Annotated in this window: 19 protein-coding genes and 2 pseudogenes; 5 read left to right on the plus strand and 16 right to left on the minus strand. The window is 48.8% G+C overall.

Annotation, left to right across the window (positions count from 1 at the left end; all coding sequences use genetic code 11):
• Window positions 1-37 precede the first annotated feature (37 nt).
• Complete coding sequence (locus tag H7C19_RS01525; protein WP_221468981.1) at window positions 38-670, plus strand: amidohydrolase family protein; 633 nt, start codon at window positions 38-40, stop codon at window positions 668-670.
• Between the two features lie 72 nt (window positions 671-742).
• Here the strand turns inward: H7C19_RS01525 and H7C19_RS34115 are convergent, their stop codons facing one another.
• The 6 genes and pseudogenes from H7C19_RS34115 to H7C19_RS34565 form a co-directional block, all read right to left on the minus strand.
• Window positions 743-1,006 (minus strand): hypothetical protein, encoded by a 264-nt coding sequence (locus tag H7C19_RS34115; RefSeq protein WP_221468982.1) that lies wholly within the window; start codon window positions 1,004-1,006, stop codon window positions 743-745.
• 159 nt (window positions 1,007-1,165) lie between these two features.
• A pseudogene (locus tag H7C19_RS01530) lies at window positions 1,166-1,416 on the minus strand (ISNCY family transposase); the annotation flags it as partial.
• Window positions 1,417-2,109: 693 nt separating this feature from the next.
• A complete protein-coding gene (locus H7C19_RS01535; RefSeq protein WP_185140773.1) occupies window positions 2,110-2,961 on the minus strand; it encodes a cation diffusion facilitator family transporter in 852 nt (283 codons plus the stop codon).
• A gap of 279 nt (window positions 2,962-3,240) precedes the next feature.
• Window positions 3,241-3,357 (minus strand): sporulation protein YjcZ, encoded by a 117-nt coding sequence (yjcZ, locus tag H7C19_RS01540; protein WP_185140774.1) that lies wholly within the window; start codon window positions 3,355-3,357, stop codon window positions 3,241-3,243.
• 261 nt (window positions 3,358-3,618) lie between these two features.
• On the minus strand, window positions 3,619-3,984 hold the full coding sequence (locus H7C19_RS01545; RefSeq protein WP_185140775.1) for a YciI family protein: 366 nt from the start codon (window positions 3,982-3,984) through the stop codon (window positions 3,619-3,621).
• A gap of 237 nt (window positions 3,985-4,221) precedes the next feature.
• Window positions 4,222-4,308, minus strand: a pseudogene (locus tag H7C19_RS34565) (ABC transporter permease); the annotation flags it as partial.
• A 114-nt stretch (window positions 4,309-4,422) separates the two neighbouring features.
• Here H7C19_RS34565 and H7C19_RS01550 point away from each other — a divergent pair.
• On the plus strand, window positions 4,423-4,974 hold the full coding sequence (locus H7C19_RS01550) for a PadR family transcriptional regulator (protein ID WP_185140776.1): 552 nt from the start codon (window positions 4,423-4,425) through the stop codon (window positions 4,972-4,974).
• A 4-nt stretch (window positions 4,975-4,978) separates the two neighbouring features.
• Complete coding sequence (locus H7C19_RS01555; protein WP_185140777.1) at window positions 4,979-5,959, plus strand: BtrH N-terminal domain-containing protein; 981 nt, start codon at window positions 4,979-4,981, stop codon at window positions 5,957-5,959.
• A 160-nt stretch (window positions 5,960-6,119) separates the two neighbouring features.
• Here H7C19_RS01555 and sigJ read toward each other — a convergent pair whose 3' ends face one another.
• From sigJ to H7C19_RS01605, 10 genes are all read right to left on the minus strand, one after another.
• Entirely contained in the window at window positions 6,120-6,983 is an 864-nt protein-coding gene (gene sigJ / locus H7C19_RS01560) for an RNA polymerase sigma factor SigJ (protein ID WP_185140778.1), read from the minus strand.
• Between the two features lie 44 nt (window positions 6,984-7,027).
• On the minus strand, window positions 7,028-8,224 hold the full coding sequence (locus H7C19_RS01565) for an NAD(P)/FAD-dependent oxidoreductase (RefSeq protein WP_185140779.1): 1,197 nt from the start codon (window positions 8,222-8,224) through the stop codon (window positions 7,028-7,030).
• Window positions 8,225-8,429: 205 nt separating this feature from the next.
• Entirely contained in the window at window positions 8,430-8,966 is a 537-nt protein-coding gene (locus H7C19_RS01570; RefSeq protein ID WP_185140780.1) for a GNAT family N-acetyltransferase, read from the minus strand.
• A 225-nt stretch (window positions 8,967-9,191) separates the two neighbouring features.
• Window positions 9,192-9,467, minus strand: coding sequence for a hypothetical protein (locus H7C19_RS01575; RefSeq protein ID WP_185140781.1), 276 nt, complete (start codon window positions 9,465-9,467; stop codon window positions 9,192-9,194).
• Between the two features lie 15 nt (window positions 9,468-9,482).
• Window positions 9,483-11,246 (minus strand): arsenical pump-driving ATPase, encoded by a 1,764-nt coding sequence (gene arsA, locus H7C19_RS01580; RefSeq protein ID WP_185140997.1) that lies wholly within the window; start codon window positions 11,244-11,246, stop codon window positions 9,483-9,485.
• A 14-nt stretch (window positions 11,247-11,260) separates the two neighbouring features.
• On the minus strand, window positions 11,261-11,611 hold the full coding sequence (locus H7C19_RS01585) for an arsenic metallochaperone ArsD family protein (protein ID WP_185140782.1): 351 nt from the start codon (window positions 11,609-11,611) through the stop codon (window positions 11,261-11,263).
• A 76-nt stretch (window positions 11,612-11,687) separates the two neighbouring features.
• Window positions 11,688-12,035, minus strand: coding sequence for an ArsR/SmtB family transcription factor (locus tag H7C19_RS01590; RefSeq protein ID WP_185140783.1), 348 nt, complete (start codon window positions 12,033-12,035; stop codon window positions 11,688-11,690).
• A gap of 510 nt (window positions 12,036-12,545) precedes the next feature.
• Window positions 12,546-15,155 (minus strand): phosphoenolpyruvate synthase, encoded by a 2,610-nt coding sequence (gene ppsA / locus H7C19_RS01595; RefSeq protein WP_185140784.1) that lies wholly within the window; start codon window positions 15,153-15,155, stop codon window positions 12,546-12,548.
• Between the two features lie 274 nt (window positions 15,156-15,429).
• A complete protein-coding gene (locus H7C19_RS01600; RefSeq protein WP_185140785.1) occupies window positions 15,430-15,852 on the minus strand; it encodes a VOC family protein in 423 nt (140 codons plus the stop codon).
• A gap of 247 nt (window positions 15,853-16,099) precedes the next feature.
• Complete coding sequence (locus tag H7C19_RS01605) at window positions 16,100-16,393, minus strand: hypothetical protein (protein ID WP_185140786.1); 294 nt, start codon at window positions 16,391-16,393, stop codon at window positions 16,100-16,102.
• A 335-nt stretch (window positions 16,394-16,728) separates the two neighbouring features.
• Between H7C19_RS01605 and H7C19_RS01610 the strand changes: the two genes are divergently transcribed.
• Window positions 16,729-18,180 (plus strand): serine hydrolase domain-containing protein, encoded by a 1,452-nt coding sequence (locus H7C19_RS01610; RefSeq protein WP_185140787.1) that lies wholly within the window; start codon window positions 16,729-16,731, stop codon window positions 18,178-18,180.
• Window positions 18,181-18,232: 52 nt separating this feature from the next.
• Window positions 18,233-18,565 carry a hypothetical protein gene (locus tag H7C19_RS34120; RefSeq protein WP_221468983.1) on the plus strand — a complete coding sequence of 111 codons (333 nt, stop codon included), beginning with the start codon at window positions 18,233-18,235 and terminating at the stop codon, window positions 18,563-18,565.
• Window positions 18,566-18,776: the final 211 nt, after the last annotated feature.

The raw sequence follows: 18,776 nt of genomic DNA on the forward strand, positions 1-18,776 counted from the left end.
TGTTCGCGAGTTAAGCGGACATCGCATTGCGGACGCCGTGATCACGAACGCCAAGTGTCTTCGCTATAATCCGGCTGTAGGCAATGAGGAGCTGTTGGGCCTGATTCGGGATCGCCCCTCTCTCTACGGCGCAATCTGCTGGTCCCCCGAGCTCGGGCGCTCGATAACCGAAACGGGGGATTATCTCGAGAGAATGATTGCAAACCGCATCGTTGCCGTTCGCCTCTTCCCGAAGAAATTGAATTTCAGCCTGAAAAAATGGCAGGTAGGCGATTTGCTCTCCGTCATGGAATCGAGAGGATTGCCGCTGCTATTGTGGCATACCGAAACGAACTGGGACACGATCCAGAGCATATGCGAGGAATATCCCGGACTGACTGTCATCGTGGAGGGCAACGATCAAAAGCTGCTTTACCATAACCGCGCCTTCGTCCCGCTATTGGAGCGTCACGCCAATCTTTATATCGAGACCCACAGCCTGATCCAGCACGAAGGTCTTGAGTACATCGTAAACGAAAGAGGTGCCGACCGCCTGCTGTTCGGCACCTATTATCCGAGCAACGACCCCAACAGCTCCATGATGATGGTGACGGATGCCTTTATCCCGGAGGAAACCAAGCTGGCCATTGCAGGGGGCCACTTGCGCCGTTTGATTGCCAATATTCATTAATTCGGCTGCAAGGCACAAATAGACCGTCAGGCGGTGTAGGTAGAGCCTGACGGTCTATTTGTTTTTATTCGATTAATGCAGCAACAGCCTCACTTGACCCGTCAACCCGCTGGACACCGGTTTCTCCATCAGGATGGCGAGCGTATTCGATACGCGCAGTTCCAGATGATTCTCTCCCGGCTTCAGTTTCCCTTTTACCTCGAATCGATGCGGATTCCATAAGCTTGTGCCGACCGGCTCCCCGTTGCACCAAAGTTCAAGGACATCCCGGCAATGGCCGACCGACAGTTCGGCGGCAATAATAATAACATTAAATGCAGGAGGTTCGAGGTACAATGAATTCAACAAACTTAAAAGGCAAAGTCACGATTTATTTTCGATCTCTCAGGCCTTCAAGTTGCAAACTACTTTGGAAATCAGTAAGAATGTGTTCCTATAAATTACAAAACCCGCGATTTTTGCGGGTTTGAATAGGTACATATTCTTGTCATCCGACATATGATGAGTCAGAATTCCGAATCTGACCCAGCTTTTAGAACCGGCAATGCCCGATACCTGCTGCGGCCGAGTCCGTACTTTCGCTTCAAGAGACTGATCTTCGCCTCACCAGCTAAACGGTAGCGCTGCAAGTCTTTAAACCACTCCTGCTCTTCGTGTTTGGTTCGTGCCTGGCCCTTCTTGCCCTTCCGCGGCAGACTGAACCGGCCGACATCCAATTCGGATAAGGCGGTCTCGTTCTTCTTGTTCGGTTCATTTGGCCAGTTTGGCTTTCTTGATCGGTCTGGCTTCCGGTTCAAGAAACTCACGATCTTATCGATCGCCTTCTACGCCTGGTCGATGACCGCTTCAGTCGTCTCGATGACATCGTTATGATACCCAACAAGGCGCATAGAACAAGGTTGTTACAGACTAAAGCATATCCTCCATAATACATCGATACAATAGCCATCAAAACGCACAGGACAAGATTAGTAGCCGAAAATCCGCCACCGGTAGCATACATAACCAAAACAATCACCTCCTAATGAAATCTGTGTGTGATTATCTACTATTATACGGACCTTTAATACAACTGCTTGGACATTCTAGTTAGTTGCTCCTGAAATAGTCGATAAATACGCAGCAAGCTTCCGGGCTTCTTCTGCTGCGTCCAAATACGAATTCGCTTTCTTGGAACTATGCAAATAAGCAGCTCCTTTCCGTTAGGAATGAACTGCTTTTTTTCTTTTGTTTGCTTATTTTTGATACCAGACGAAATTCAGCTGCCGGCTGTGCGGGTTCGAATGGGCATATCGAGCCAATCCTTGCGGATCCGCATCTTATGTACGCCGTCTTACTGCACCTGGATGCTCGGGATTGCGTACATCATCGGATATGACAGCCTTGGCCAATTTCGATTACACGCGGTAATAGGAACACATTCTTGTCACCCGGCACAATTAATGTGGCTCGATATGCACATGAACGTTCCGAATCTGGTGTTTCTCCATCAGTTCATTCTCAATTCGTTCTGTTATTGCATGGCTTTCTAAAACCGACATATCCCGATTAACTTCAACAATTAGATCGACAAATACTTGATTGCCATGAATACGTCCTTTAATTTCCGAGACTTTCTCTACACCATCGATATAAGATAATGTAACTTTATATTTTTCTAATTCCTTTACATCAAATCCATCAGTTAACATGTGTGAGGCTTCTCTAAATATATCCCAGGCTGTTTTGCAAATAATAAGTCCCACAATAATAGCCGTTAATGCATCTAACCACGGAAGCCCCCATGAGCTTCCTAATATTCCGATTACAGTCCCCAAACTTACAAGCGCATCCGACCGATTATCTGCCGCTGCAGCCTTAAGTGCATGGCTTCCAGTTTTGCGGGATAAGCGAATATTATATCGGTAAACAAAATACATCACGACTGCGGAAAAAATGGCAACCCAGGCGGCAATCCTATTTGGCGGCTGAAAATCGCCATCAATAAATTTTGTGATTGAACTTATCAGGACCTCAAGTCCCACTGCTGCCATGATAAAGGAAGCAACCATTGATGCAACAGTTTCTGCTCGTGAGTGCCCGTATTTATGATCGGCATCGGCTGGTTTCTTTGATATTTTGAGCCCTATGAGCACTGCGAATGAGGCAATGATATCCGTTGTATTGTTTAGCCCGTCCGCCATTAATGCTTTTGAATTTGAAAAATAGCCTACGACAAGTTTTATCACGGACAGTGCAATATACACACCAATGCTCAGCCAAGCTCCAAATTCAGCCTTGTTCTCCTTCATGGCTACCTCCAAATCATTATCCCCTATCTTCTACTTGGTTCCGTGCCATTATACAAAACGAAAATCATGTGGGTCTAGAGAAACAGTATTGCCTGTCGCAAGAAGTATTCAAGCTGTCCAAAAGAGTTTGTTAGTTAAAACTATGTTTGATAAATGCAAATTACGGATCCCGACACTTCAAAAAAGATACCAAAAATATAAAAACCGCTCTCCATGAAGGAAAGCGGTCAATTTTCACTTTACTCTTAACTTGCTAAAAACGGATGCGGCGCCGCCCGATTAGATGAAGGCAGTGCTAGCCAGGATGATAACCAGCAAAATGAATAGTACCAGCACAAATGCGGCGGAACTGCCACCGCCGTAGCCTGAGCAGCTACCTCCCACACCGTATCCCATCGTTTACTCACTCCTTATGTGGTTTTTTAGTTACGTCGCATTGTATGCGTCTTGCCGCCGATGCTCCTGGACAATCATCCTTCCCCGGCAAAAATGAGGACATGATCTGCCGCCTCATATAAAACCGTTCCCACTTTCCATTCAAAAGCAAAAAGCATTATCTCATTCCCTCCTCAGACGCAAAAAAAACCATTCGTTAAAACGAATGGTCAGAGTGCCGAGAAACCCCCAATTTTTAGAACGTGGCCGACAGGATTGATTCTAGCTATCGTGCTGGTCAAATACTTGACGCAATTCAATCTGACCTTCCCCGTGTCCTTGCGGGTCCGGCATCCGCATGACCCACTCGATGGCTTCTTCCCTCGAATTCACATCAATCAGAATGAACCCGGCAATCAATTCTTTCGATTCCGTAAATGGGCCATCCGTAACCACCGGCTTTTCCCCTGGTTTCGGATACGAAAGGCGAATCCCATTTGAACTTGGATGAAGTCCTTTAGCCGCAACCCGCACGCCTGCCTTAACTAATTCCTCATTGTACTTCGTCATGGCTTCAATGAGCTCTGGGCTCGGGAGATTTCCGGCTTCCGAATTCTTCGAGGCTTTGACAATCATCATAAATAGCATAAAACTTCCTCCTTATTTTTGAGTCAAGTTCCTTTTAGAAGACCATTCATACTCGGCCTCTGTATAAATATAACGAACAAGAAATATCAAAATCGACAGAATGAATAAAAAATCTTAAAATAATCTTTTCCATATTATTTCTAGAACCCATTCGTCATTAATGATTTTGAAGTAAGAGTCAGTTTGCTTACGATGCGAGAAGATAGGATCTTTGATGATGGCGTGAAGTACGGCGAACTCGGTCGGCACGAACGCCGAACTGATAAACGGCAGGAAGATGATCGGATAGGAAAAAGCGCTGACGCCGTCCACCGATTTGACGGTTCGATATAGGGGGACAACCATTCGGTCGCGAGAGGCTTGCCAATATGAACTTGATCTTGTATTTCACTACTGTTATATTACGTATATGTAATATTAAGTATAAGGGGTCTCTCAATGAATCAACTTTCGAATGTTGAATTTATGCTGCTGCAATTGATTACGGAATGTAATCAAGCGTCGGGTTACGACATCCATAAATTAATCGATCAGCGCGGCTATCGGGATTGGGCGAATATTGGCACCACTTCGATTTACACGGGACTGAAGAAATTGAACGATAAAGGATTGATCAAGTCCGAGGATTCCGGCGAGAAATCCGGCAAGGGACCTATGCCGATCCGATTTACCATGACGGAAGTCGGTATGACAACGCTGAGAAATGAAATCATCGCCAACCTATCTTCTTCGCGAGAGCGCAATTACCGATTCGATCTCGGGCTTGCCGCATTGCCTTTTGTCGAGAAGGGCGAAGCCATTGAAGCTTTGCGACTACGGTTGGATTTTCTTGGGGAGGCTTTGAAGAATATAAGACGGAAGTACGACTCGCAGGGCGGTATTCGATTGCCGCTGTACGTAAGAGCGCTTTTCCTACATCCGATGACTCTTATCGAAAGCGAGCAAGCGTACGTCGCCAATCTAATCAACGAAATGTTGGAGGAGATGTAGAAACATGTCTAAAATCATTGAAGGTTTCGTTCCCTTTCAAGGAGAACATTGCGAGACGACAACGATGGGCAACTTGCTTCAATTTGCGGGAGTCCGACTATCGGAGCCGATGTTATTCGGACTCGGGCAAGGGTTGGGATTCATTTATTGGGATTCAAAGGCGATGGACTTTCCTATTATCGGGGGGAGGGCGAAACCCGATGAATTGGCTGCTTGCGTAGCATTCCGGCTCAACTTAACCATCAAGGCGCAAGAAACCTCTTCCGTTGAAAAAGCGTGGCAGAACGTACGGAGCTTTCTAGAACGCGGAGTTCCGGTTGGGCTTAAATTGGACTCGTATTATTTGGATTATTTCACGAACAAAGTGCACTTTGCCGCCCACTATGCGGTGATCTATGGCATGGATGACGAATACGCATACATGGCGGATACAAGACAACAGGGTGGACTTGTAACGACGCGTTTACCTGCTTTGGCCATGGCTAGAAACGCGAAAGGACCCATGAGCTCCAGGAACCGTTCATTTACGATCGAGTCGATCGGTACCCTTCCGCCGCTTGTGCCCGCTATACGATCGTCCTTAATCAAGAATGCACATGACTACTTGAATCCGCCCATTCGAAATATAGGGAATAAAGGCATTATTAAGATGAGCAGCGAAGTCCTGAAGTGGCCTTCCCGCAGCAAAAATTTTGAGCAAGATCTATGCTTGACTGCGTTGCTAATGGAAAGAGCGGGAACCGGCGGCGCTTTGTTTCGAAATCTATATCGAGATTTTCTAAAAGAATGCGTGGAGCTGTTTGGAGATCCAAACGTAGAACAGGCCTACTTACGGTTTACGGAAATCGCTCCGATGTGGGTCAGCGTTTCTTCTTTGATCGACCATGCGGGAAGAACGGGAAACCACCAGGAGCTTAACCAGGTTTCCAAGCTGTTGCTCGAGATCGCAGATAAAGAACGTGCAGCCATGGAATTATTAATGTAGTTAACTATGATAAAACCCTTCCACTATAGAAAAAAACAGGTCACTCAATGGTGTGAAATACCATTAGTGACCTGTTAACTTTTTTCCTTCTATGATCTTGGAACGCTTTTAACTTCGTTTCCCGGTTCCTTATCATGATGGAAAATTTGCATTCGACTACCTAAACCCGGGCAAGCTTATCCGGGTTACGTATGGCATACATTCTCGTAAGCTTTCCGCGTCGGAGTTGTATCAATAAAGCAGCCACGGTTTCGTTCCCCGAACGGATTACGATACTGGTCTCCCCGTTCAGAGGGGCAAACTCGAAGTGAAAATCCCCCTGGAAATAGGACCTTAAGCTCTGGAGCCTGTCGAGCAGGACTCGGGCCACGTGCTCGCTCGTTTGCACCGGATGCCTGAACGCTTTTGCTTTCCCGCCTCCGTCGGCGACGAACATGACGTCTTCGGTCAACAACGACATCACATGATCGACGTTTCCTTGCTCGAGGGAGGTGAGGAACCGGCTCACCCATTCCAATTCGACCGCTTCGGCCGCAACCGGCTCATCCTCGGATATGCCCATTTTGTTTCTTGCCCGGCTCAACAGCTTGCGGCAGTTCGCCTCTTGCTTGCCGAGCAGCTCCGCGATTTCGGGATAGTCGAAGCCCAGCGCCTCACGTAGGACGAAAACCGTCCGCTCTGTCGGCGTCAGCCGCTCGAGCAGCACGAGCATGGCGTAAGACAGCAGATCGCGGCGGACGACCGTCGTCTCGAGCGGATCCGTTTCCGGCGTCCGAACCGGTTCGGGGAGCCACGGACCGACGTACATCTCCCTCTTCTTCCGCGCCGACTTCTGCAGATTGAGGCAGTGATTGGTTACCATTTTGCACAAATACGCCTTCGGCTCCTCTAGACGTTCGGGATGTACGTCGCACGCTTTAACAAACACGTCCTGCACCGCATCTTCCGCGTCTGCAGCGGAGCCTGTCAATTGATAGGCCAGCGTGAACAGCAGCGCTCGATATTGACCGTACAGTTCCTCCATTAGCCGTCTCACCTTTTCCGGCTGTTGATATTGGTATTTAGTTGCTATCGTAGCATACTGCCTTTATCCCATGCCAGTTTCCTGATTTTCCACCCTAGCTTTCCCGTTATGATCATATTAAGTCCCCATTTGCGTCCCCATACGAATCCGCGATTCTCCCCCAAGCCGATGCAGAAGAAATCCAGCATCGTGCTGGGGGATTTGTGAACCGGCGCGGGGCGGCCCTCCAGATCGGCCATCACGATTTTCCCCAGTTTGTCTGCCTGCAGCGCACCTTCTCCGGCCCTCATCAGATCCGCCTTGCCGTTTCTCGGATCGACGATTCTAGCACAGTCGCCGATGCTGTAAACGCCCGGCGCTCCTTTGACGCGATAGCATTCATCCACCAGCACTTGACCATCCGGAGTAAGCGGCAAATCCATGCTTCGAAGGGCCGGATTCGGGATCAGACCAATGGTCCAGATACATAGGCCAACCGGCAGACGATCGCCATTGCTGAGCTTCACCGCTCCTGCTTCCGCCTGCATCACCCTACGGTTGTAAAGTACGTTTACGCCGCATTCGTTGAGAACTTGATCCAATTTTTTGCCGACCTTTTCGGGCCCCTCCATGAACAAACGTTTCTGTCCGCTCAGTAAATAGACAGCGACATCGGCCGGATTCAATCCTAGCGCCGATGCTTCCTTCCGCATCTCAAGCGCCAGCTCGGCGGATGTCTCGACGCCGCTGATACCCGCTCCCGCAACAGCGGTCGACATCAGTCGCTTTCGTTCCTCAGGGTTTATCTCACCGGCAGCTTTCCGCAGGTTGGCGCGCCAGCGCTCCCGGATGTCCGCTGCGGCTTGCGGGTCGGTCAAGGCGATGCCGCCCCGATCGGGTTCCGGTTGCCGAACGATGCTGCCGACCGCCACGACCAAAAGGTCATACTGCATGCGGGCATGATTACCTTGCGCATCCTCATATCGAACCTGTTTTCCCCCGCTATCCACGGACGTAACCTTGCCTTGCACGAATTCGACACCTTCCGAGAACGAATAATGCGTCCAGGGAATCATAATCTCTTCCTGGCCCACGGCCGGCCGGAACAACAGCATTTTGCGCATATGACCGGGTTGTTTGTCGATCAGAACAAACCGAATCCGTCGTCCGTTCGCCATGCCTTGGGTTTCTTCCTTTATTGATTTGAGTGAATGAAGCCCTACGTGGCCGCCTCCGATGATTACGCATGTCAAGTCGTTCATCTTTCCTCAGCTCCTCTACGTTTTGCACATATAACAACGTAAGGCTCTGATTTGTGACATCGGAAACGTACGAATGAGACGACGGTTATGGATTCAATTTCTTATTTTCACCCGGGTAACGATGTAAGTTCTTGTCTGGGCATTTGGAATCTTACTCTAATTAAACAAAAAACCCGCGCACAGCGCGGGTCCTAGACCCTCCTCTTCATGGACGGTCCTTTCGAATTATTCTGAAATAATGAAATCCGACTGCCGTTATAACGGGAGGCTCCGTTATATTTCGAGAAGCGCTAGTCGCTACGGCCAAGCGCATTATATTTCGGTGTTTGCCCGGACCATAATAATCGTTTTCCATTCGATTCATTTCGAATCCAGCCGACTGTAAGGCGCAAATGGATGCCGTATTACTTGCATTGACCGTAACGAGTACCTGCTCTAGGGCTTGGAATTGCTGAAGGACTTGCAAGCGGACTTGGATCAGCTTTTTACCAATCCCCCGACCTCTGTATTCCTCGATCACATTGCTGAACAGCAGCCAGCCCGTCGTTTGATACATGTCGATTCCCGCGCAGCTGAAGCCTACTAGTCGATTGTTATGCGTTGCTTTAAAGATGAGGTCAGGAAACAGCTCGAAATATTTCTTCAATTCATGCAAGTTCATGCGGTCGGGCATCGTGAGATCCGCCAGCTCGATCATTTCAAGAAAATCTTCCCGGTCGGCTGATTCGATTTTGATTTCCATTGAGCGCTCCCCCAAGCTGCATAAGTCTACGACTCAATCTATCATAGAATTATAAATGGCACGTGGAGGGAGTTTCGTAGTTTTGTAAAATAAAGAGGATCAAGCAAGAGAGCTGGACAGAGCATCGAGACTCGAGAATGACCATCCCGCTCCAAGGCGAGATGGCATTGTTTGTCTTGTATTGTCTTCGTTCCTCAGTCGGCATTTAAGCAAACTTGCATGTTTTTATGAACAGCATGACGGACCGGCGTCTTCCATAACCAATTCGCCGACGTCATTCGTGGTGATCGTGATGTTCTCTGCCTTGGATGTCGTTTGAGCGTCCATAACGACAACGATGCCGTTGATCGTCGTAGCCGTATCATGGGCTTGTCGTTTGTTGAGCTCGAAGCTCAATTCCGGGCCACAGCAATACGCTTCAGAAATCACTCTAAGGCAGTCGCAATCATTTTCAGCCAACGCGCTTGTAAGAATCACTTTTGCTTCATCGGAAATTTTCATTTGATTCTTTGCTCCTTATGAATGATTTATGAATTGATGGAGTTGTTTGGAACCGGATATTTCTTGCGGCACCCAAGGCATTACAGCATACCGATGGTCCGATATCTCTCCGACCCGCTCGATCCACGGTTGTTCGGCTGCTGCGCGTACTTGCAGGATGGGGTCTTGGGTGGAGGTCATCGAGATGCATTGATTAATCACCCACCAATTCGGCGAGATTTTGGCCCGTTTCAGATCCGCGGCTAGCCGTTCAGCTTCGAATACGGGGGTTGTTTCCGCCGTGGTCACAATAACGACTGCAGTTTCTTCAGGGTTCCTCAAACGCGGGAGCAGGTTCTTAACCGATTCGGGAACTTCACCGGACGCGTTCGCCATTTCTTTATGGTATGACTCGGTAGCATCAAGCAGCAAAAGGGTATGGCCTGAAGGAGCGGTATCGATGACGATAATCTCCTCGTTGGCGTGCTCGACAATGTCGGCAAAGGCTCTAAATACAGCGATTTCTTCCGTACATGGCGAATTTAATTCCTCTTCTGCATAGGCCACCCCATCTTTATCCATGGATTCCCTTGCCTTGGACAGGATTTCATGACGGTATTTCTCTACTTCCACCTTCTGATCAATTTTACTGACCGTGATGTCCTTTCCATCATTCAGAACCTGTTCCACGTGCGCTGCGGGGTCCGTGGTCGAGAGATGTACTTTGTGACCGCGTTGAGCCAGTCCTACGGCAATCGCGCTTGCAATGGTCGTCTTGCCGACACCTCCTTTCCCCATGGTGAAGATCACGCGTTGACCTTGGCTTTCCAAGTCGTCGAGAACCTTGTTCAGTTTGGCATAAGCCCGAACGGTGGCTTTCCGTGGCGTCGGAGTTGCCGCTTGCCGCTCTGCAAACAATCGACGCACATTAGCTACTCCCGTCACATTGAATGGCGCTAAAGGCACAGTGAAGGTCGGTAGCGATTGCAGATCGAATGGGCTGTTTTTTAGGGCCGCTTGTTGACGTTGCGAAAAAGCTTCGGCCACGGGATCTCCCGGCATGGGATTCTCCAACCATCCATTGATCACCAGCATCTGGTTGTGGATGCCGGTTTCTCTCAACTCCTTCGATGCTCGAGCCGCTTCCTTTATGGGCGCTTTGTCGGGTCTTGTTACAAGCACTAATGATGTTTGTGCGGCATCGCTTAGGACTTCAACCGTGTGCTTGTAGATCTCCTTGCGCCGGTCCAAACCGGCCAGCAGGCCTCCGCTCGTCGTTCCTTCCGTGCTATTGTGCAAAAATTCGTTCCAGGCATTCGGGAGCTGCAGGAGGCGTAACGTATGACCCGTAGGTGCGGTATCGAAGATGATGTGATCAAACGCTTGGGTCAACTTCTCATCGGTTAACAGACGGGAGAACTCGTTGAAAGAGGCGATTTCAACCGTGCAGGAGCCGGATAATTGCTCTTCCATCTGGTTAATGACGACGGGCGGCAGCTTCCCCCGATAAGGTCCAACAACATCCTCGCGGTAACGCGCCGCCGCCTCCTCCGGATCTAAGTTGGCAACGAATAAGTTGGGCACTTCGGGAATCGGTTTGTAATTCATATCCAATTCGGTTTCAAATACATCTTGCAGATTGGAGGCAGGATCCGTACTGACGAGCAACACCTTTTTTCCTTGATCAGCGAGCGCGATCGCAGTGGCGCATGCGGTTGAAGTTTTGCCAACCCCTCCTTTGCCCGTAAAGAATAAGTTAGGCGTTAGCTGAATCCGATTGACGTCAAATTTGGCAAGCATCTCTAACACGCCTTTCATTTTTTGATTTGCAACTGAATTTTTTGTTTCCCTTCCCCTTGTTCCAGCGGTTGATTCGTCCATTTCGAAAGCTCGTCATTTCCGGGTAATTGGTGCGTTTTGGCGACGATTCCGTCGACAACGGTGATCGGCATGCTGTTTGGATCCTTGGTCAAGACTGCCATCACCGCATCCGCCGCCTCGAACTTCGCGGTATCGCTCAAAATGTTGTAACGATAAATATCGATTCCCCGAAGGGTAAGCTGATTGATCGCCGCGGCAAATCGAATGGAATCCCTTTTTTGCGCGGGATTGGTTACGCCTGCAGAACAACAGGAGCCGGCTTCAAAAACCTCGATTTTGATCATTTCCCCACCTCATTAATCAATTATTTTTGATTAATCGCTCAGTCCTTTACCCATTTGAAATGGGAAAGGTTCGTTCTTAGCAACAATCTGTTGGACGTTCATCAACTTTGCGGAAAATGCAGCATAGTTCTGGAGACAGCAAACCGTTCACTTCTTCGTGGTTTAGTTCATAATAGCTCCAGGTGCCGCGTGTTTCACGAGTGATCAAGCCTGCTTCAAGCAAGATCTTCAAGTGATAGGAGAGCTTCGACTGAGGCATCATGACTACTTCTGTCAAATCGCAAACGCAAACGCTGCCTCTTTGCGTGAGTTCGTACATGATCTGCAGCCTTTTTTGATCGGCAAGGGCTTTGAACTTGGCTTCATACTTGGAGAAGTCGACAGAACCGGAAGCGGGTACGAATACTGGAAGTTCTTTGACCATTTCAATCCGTCCTTTAGCAGCAAACTGCGCAGCAGGTAGCCGCTGGTTTGATTTGGATGACAACTGGCTGATATACGCGAACCGGTTTTTGGATAGCTGCAGTAGCGGTGCCTTTCAAGCTGGCCCATTTCCAGGCATGGCGGGCTTGCTTCTCCACTTCGGTCTTTCGATGCATCATAAGCTGTTCCAAGGCGAATAGGTTCATTCAGCACGCTCCATTCATCAAATGATTTTGATTTTATGGATCGATCTTACCATGGAGAATGAAGGAACACAAGGTTAAATCAAATTATTTTGATTAATTGACTATCCAAAGCCTGCTCTCCCCAATTACAACAGAATCGAAAACTTCTGCTCGATCGCCGCACGCTCGCGGGATTGTTCTTATGGATGGATTTGCCCGCAAAAGTCACCCCCAAATCAAAATCATTTGAGTTGGGGGGATTTGCGTCAGGATTGCTTTTTTAATGCCGTCCATGATGACAGAAGCTTTTTTGACGTTTTCAACCATTACAATATTTCAATGTACCCTTCTGTTCCATTCACGCGAATTCGTTGCCCGTCTTTAATCAGCTTGGTAGCATTTTCCACTCCGACAACTGCTGGCAAGCCATATTCACGAGCGATAACGGCTCCATGGGTCATCAGTCCGCCAACTTCGGTGACCAGGCCTTTAATGGATACAAACAATGATGTCCAGCCAGGGTCAGTAAAGGCGGTGACTAATATATCTCCATCTTCCAGATCAGCATCTTCCATGTTTAAGATGACACGTGCTCGTCCCTCTATAACTCCGGTAGAAACAGGTAGACCTACAATCGCTTTGTCTGGCAGATTTTCTCGTTTGTACTCACCAGCAATGATTTCACCATCAGACGTGATTACACGTGGGGGAGTTAGTTCTTCAAAAAAATTGTAATCGTCTTTTCGTTTACTGATGATCTGATAATCCAGTTTATTTGTGCGTACGACTTCGTGAAGTTCTTCAAAAGTGAGATAGAATATATCTTCTTTTTCATGAATAACGCTAGCTTGTACGAGTTGTTCGGCTTCTTTCAGTAAAGCCTGCTTATAAACGAAGTAGCGATTAATCATGCCGTATTTTGGATATTCACGATAACCGATGAAATTCCGGATTAAGCTGATCACTCGTTTTGTCTCTTCAGCTTTTTGTTCGCCATCCGGTAATTGCTTCAATCGATCTAATAACTCTTGTTCTTTTTCTAAAGCTTCCTGTCGCCCTTGCTCAAATTTCCGATTGCCAGCATTAGGCTCAAAGTTTTTGATATTACTGAGAATCATGGGGACAAGTGTAATTGGTTTTTCACTCCAACGCGTTCTCGAAATATCGATTTCACCGGCACATCGCATTCCGTATTTGTTGAGATAAGCATAGATTGCGTCTTGAGTTTCCTGTCCGCCATCAAACTTAACCAGTTCATCCAAAAAATGATCATCATTTACATGTTGTAAATAATCAATGACTTCCGGATAAGGACGAATCACATCCGCGACATCCAATAGCGCCAGACCCATTTCCGAAGTAATGTTGTTTGGTACAGATTGAGAAAGCGTATCTGCTGCGTTTTTTTCACCTAACCACTCGTACATTTTTTCATTGATCCATGACGAAGCATTCATAGCAGTCATAAAAACCTTTGTACTTTGTGGGTCAAATAAGATCTTCTTTAATTCCTGGAGATCTTCCAGAATAAAATCAAATAAATCTGCTCCTGATTTCGTTTGGATGTTTTGTTTTAATTCTTCTATCGATGTTTGACTGTTCTTAATCAAATCAGAAACGATTACCGGATCGTTTTCGATTTGTGCTTGAAAACCTGCAGACGACCTACCTTTACTGCTATTACCGGGACTCAGTTCTTTTCTATCATCTGGTAACAATTTTATAAAATCTCGCTCTATTATGGTCATGAGTGCGCCTTTTATGAGCGGATCGGATCCCAAGGTATTTAATAAAATTTCCCGGCCGACAGGTGTAGCCAGCCTAGGTGAAACATCAACAAACAACCTCCCACCGGCTTTACGCATGGGTGCAGGAGTTATTAACAGGTAAAAAGACAATCCCAATGGTTTTATGGGGTCAGTCATCATTTGTTGATGACCGACAGATACGTAAACGTGATTTTCTAGATCATTCGCCTCAGGGATCGGGTATAAAGTCGTAATTGGCCGGCTCTGGACAATATAGAATGTGTCATCGACCAAACACCATTCGATATCTTGCGGGCAACCAAAATAAGCTTCGATCTGTCTTCCGATGTGTGCCAGCCGTAAAATTTGTTGCTCAGTGAGGGTTTGAGACATCTGCCGATCAGGATCGATCTGCTTTGTCTCTGTTCCGCCTTTTTTCTTTCCATAGATAGCCATTTTCTTGGTTGCGATCCTCTTCTCGACGATTTTCCCTTCCTGTACTTGATAACCATCGGCAGATGCCAAGCCGGAGACCAGCGCTTCGCCAAGTCCAAAACCGGCATCGATGGATAACAGCTTTCGGTTGGAAGTGATCGGATCGGCGGTAAATAAAATCCCGGAAGCCTGCGGGAAAACCATCTTTTGAACGATGACGGATAAATAAACTTGACTGTGGTCGAATCCGTTTTGCATACGGTAAATTACCGCGCGATCCGTAAATAGAGAAGCCCAACATCTGCGGATATGCTGCATGATGGCATCGACGCCGATGATATTTAAATAGGTGTCTTGTTGTCCGGCAAAAGAGGCATGCGGCAAATCTTCGGCAGTCGCGCTAGAACGCACTGCATAAGGATGTTCCTCGCCAAACTGGGAAAGATAGCGAGTAACTGCTTTCGCAACATCGGAAGGGATTTCCGTTTCCATAAGCACTTGTCGAATCTTCCTGCTGATTTCGCCAATTTGATCTCGTTCGTCTGCTTTGAGCATGGTTAGCCGATCCAGCAAAGCATGATACGTTTCGTTATTTTCGATGGCTTTTTGAAACCCTACGGTGGTAACGCAAAATCCTTCGGGCACTTGTACGCCTTCCATTTTTGATAATTTCCCTAGATTTAACCCTTTTCCGCCAACGAGCGAAATCTGCGTTTGTTCCATTTCCTGAAAACCGAGAACCAAAGCGCGCATGCCATCTCTCTCCTCGCCATTTAAATTGAGAAAAAACATTTGACAAGATTTTGCCGACATGGTACACTTAAATTGTAAGGTAGAACACTTATGTCTAAATAAGCAAATGAGTCGTGGTCTGATTATATCATCACGTCTCTTGGTATGCAATACAAAAGAACCTGAGAACACTACTCAGGTTCTTTTTTTGTTTTGTCACTGATTTGTACTCGCGCAAATAAAGACCTCCATCCCATCGGTTCCACGACTTCAATTGAGGTCTATATGTTCGATTTTAATGTTTCGATGTGAAGATTTGAAAGGTTACGCCGAACCGATCCGTCAGCATGCCGAAAGCCGGGCTGAAATAAACTTCCCCGAGCTCCTGCAGCACCCGCCCGCCCGGCAACAGGGCTTCGTAATATTGGCGAGCTTTCTCGGCATCGTTGGTCGTGATACAGATCGTGACCTGATTGCCTCTTTGCAGCCGTTGGCCCGGGATAAGATCGGACGCATAAATGTCCGTTGCCCCGATTTTGAGGACGGAGTGGGCAATTTGCGCCTTCTGCTCCTCCGTTAATGACGCTTCCGGATTTAAAGGGCCTTCCCCGACCGTTTCCTTAAAAAGTACCTTGGCTTCAAGAGCCTCCTCATAGAACGAAATCGCTTCCTTGGCGTTGCCGTCAAACATGAGGAACGGAATTAACTGCACGCTCATACAAATGCCTCCTATAAGTTTTATTTTGTGTTCCCGCCTCCTATCCTAACCTTTGATGGTGACAGATTCTGTCATAGATTCGAGCAGAAAATACGATATTTCTTGACGTCGGCAATCGGAACAAAAGCTGACCCCCAATACCAGGATCAGCTTTTGTTCTGTGATTCCTTTTGAATCTTTATCGGCATTTAAACCCATTGCCGAATTTGAAACGGGAGCAGGCGAAATTAGAGACTTTTAAATATCGTTATGGGCTTTGAGGACTCTCTTCCGCGCTGGCCTCCGGAGACGGGCTGTCGGCCGCGCCGCTTCCGTCTTCGTCCACGCTTCCCGACGCAGCGCCGTCCTGCGATGTGCCCGAATCGACCGAACCGTTCCCGTCCGCAGCCGAAGTCCCCGTCGCAGGCGCATCTCCTTGTATGTTATCCGTGCTCGTATCGTCACCTGCAGGCGTATTTCCGTTATTGCTGGAACATCCGGCAGCGAGCAGCAGTACGACGCTAAGCGCCAGTGCAAGTAAAATCGAATATTTTCGTTTCATGCGTAGAAACCTCCTTAAACGATTTGAATAATGTTCTCCCCTTGCAGGGTCTCTCTCCCTCCCTTCTTAGGTTCCTAAATTACGCATCGAGGCTGAACATTAGCTTAAAAAAACCTTAAAGGAAGCTTAAATGAGAGGATGTTCACGTTTCTCATAAATAGGATGGGCGATCCGCTTTACACGATTATCCAATTCCTATAACATTCTTGCTAGGACCAGCAAATGCGAGTCATCCTGCCCAACATGAAGCTTTCCATAATCGCTAATCGCCGCATTGAGAACGCATTCATTCTGTGTCATTCGTTCTTCAATCTCGTTTGGGGAGGAATCGGGCAATGGAAAATCAGGTACGTCTGCCAAGAACGACACCAGAGGCGCAAGGGATTTCGTCAAATGCTGTCATCGAATTCCTGGACGCCGTCCGGGAGCAACAATTGGAACTGCACAGCTTTATGCTGCTGCGGTTCGGGCAGGTTGCCGCGGAAGGCTGGTGGGCGCCTTATCGCCCGGAATACCAGCATATGCTGTTCTCGTTAAGCAAAAGCTTCACGTCGACCGCGATCGGCTTCGCGGCGGCGGAAGGGCTGCTGTCCGTGAATGATCCGGTCGTCGGCTTCTTTCCGGAGGAAATCCCCGAGACGATATCCGACAACCTGGCCGCGATGCAGGTCCGGCATCTGCTGATGATGGGAACCGGGCATGCCGCCGACGTGACTGGCAGCGTGCAGAAGGACGACAATTGGGTCAAGGGGTTTCTGAATGAGCCGGTCGAGCATGCGCCGGGCACGCACTTTGCCTATAACAGCGCTGCGACGTATATGCTTGCCGCCATTCTACAGCGGGTCACCGGCGAGTCCCTGCTTGCGTTTCTGAAGCCGCGTCTGTTCGCGCCGCTCGGTCTGTCGGAAGCCACATGGGAAACGTGTCCGCGTGGGATCGCGACCGGCGGCTGGGGTCTGAATTTGACGACCGAGGACATCGCCAAGTTTGGCCAGCTGTACTTGCAGCGCGGAAAATGGGAAGGCGTGCAGATTCTGCCGGCCGCGTGGGTGGATGAGGCAACGAGCTTCCAGATCGACAACGACGACGGCAGGGCGAACGATTGGACGCAGGGCTACGGCTACCAATTCTGGCGCTGCCGTCACGGCGCGTACCGGGGCGACGGGGCATTCGGCCAGTATTGCATCGTCATGCCGGAGCAGGAGGCGGTGCTGGCCATCACTTCCGGCGTAGCCGACATGCAAGCCGTGCTGGACATCGTATGGAGCAAGCTGCTGCCGGCCTTTTCGACCGGCGCCTTGGATCCGGACGAGGCGGCCAGGGCGAAGCTTGCCGAGCGACTGGATGATCTTCGGATCGATCCGCCGCAAGATGATCCCTCCTCTCCGAACGAGGCGAAGCTGGAAGGAAGGATCTTCCGCATGGAGCCTAATGAACTAGATCTCTCGACGTTTGCGGTACGCTTCGCGGACCGGAGCGCCGAGCTGGTGCTCGGCAACGACCGCCTCGGAGATCAAGTCGTGCAATTGGGTCGCGGCGCGTGGAAAGCCGATCGGATACGCATTGAGAGCATCAAGGAAGGCAATGCACAGCGCTTGGAAGGCTGCTTTACGTGGAAGGAACGCGATAAGCTCCTTGTCCGGCTGATGCTGGTGGAAACGCCCTTCACCTATGATTTTGTCTGCCGGTTGGACGGGGAAGCGCTCGAGCTGCAGTTCTCGGCCAATGTCGCATGGGAGCCCGGTCGGGTGTTGACGATCCGCGGTCAAGCGGCAGCTCTTGCCTGAGCGGACAGCGAGGCTGCTCGCATAAATCGAGCGTACGTACATCGAGCGATGCTTGAAAAAGACAACCCAACGTGAGCGTGAGGGTTGTCCTTTTTTTGCACCACACCTTCCGTTCGGATTGTCTCCCGCCAATCCGCTAGTAATTGTCCATAAGTCCAAGCTGGGGGAAACGAATTTCATCGTCCTCTTTCAGAAAGAAATAAAACACGTGATTTGTGTGGGTTCGAATGGACAATTATTCTTGTCGTCCGACAAAAAGCGGATTTTGCGTCCTGCGCAGAATCCGCTCGCTGTCGCAATCGTTGTTACGGATCTCGATCATTCTGAGTATCAACACGGCCGTTGGAGCCGAATTTATCGGTCATCCAGCCTGCAAGCGGGATAACGGCGGATAAGGCCAGCATATAGCCGGTGACGGTACATTGGATCGTCTTCAGATCGGTGTCGAATTGTTTGCGTAGGACTTGACATAGGTCCCTGCTTTCTGCTCAATGAGCTGTGTATGGATGAAAAAAAGGGTCGAGGAATTCGGGGGCGCCGAAGATTTGCTGAATCATGAACAGCAGCATATCGCGGCCGACGTCACCCCCGATCCG

This window comes from Cohnella nanjingensis, assembly GCF_014212125.1.
Classification (GTDB): Bacteria; Bacillota; Bacilli; order Paenibacillales; family Paenibacillaceae; genus Cohnella; species Cohnella nanjingensis.